The sequence below is a fragment of the Ventosimonas gracilis genome (assembly GCF_001580025.1).
Lineage (GTDB): Bacteria > Pseudomonadota > Gammaproteobacteria > Pseudomonadales > Pseudomonadaceae > Ventosimonas > Ventosimonas gracilis.
The window spans coordinates 1-263 of record NZ_LSZO01000186.1 but is presented as its reverse complement, the minus strand read 5'-3'; the positions used below and the strand labels follow the sequence as shown (position 1 = coordinate 263).

The 263-nt window shown below is 47.1% G+C and carries 1 protein-coding gene; it reads right to left on the bottom strand.

Annotated features, from left to right (window positions below):
- Positions 1 to 263, bottom strand: a 263-nt coding sequence (locus tag AXE65_RS10485) for a replication initiator protein A (RefSeq protein ID WP_193393244.1), incomplete at both ends; no start/stop codon positions are given.

Below are 263 nucleotides of genomic sequence, written 5' to 3'. Positions count from 1 at the left end.
GATACCGTCCAGCTTGGTTGCTTGCCGCAATGCTTGCGGGCAAGCTCATAAATTCGGCGGTCTAGTGCGCTGCGAATACTGAAATAATCGCTGTTTAGCGTTAATACCTGCATTGATTCAATAGATGCAAATACCCAATCAGGCAGCGTCACTTCAACGGCAATCATTCGCTCATCTTCGTCGCGCTCCACTACCTTCCATGAATCAACCAAACCAAAGCCTTCCCGCGCTCTATATCCCTTAATCGCTATATTGGTTTCTAT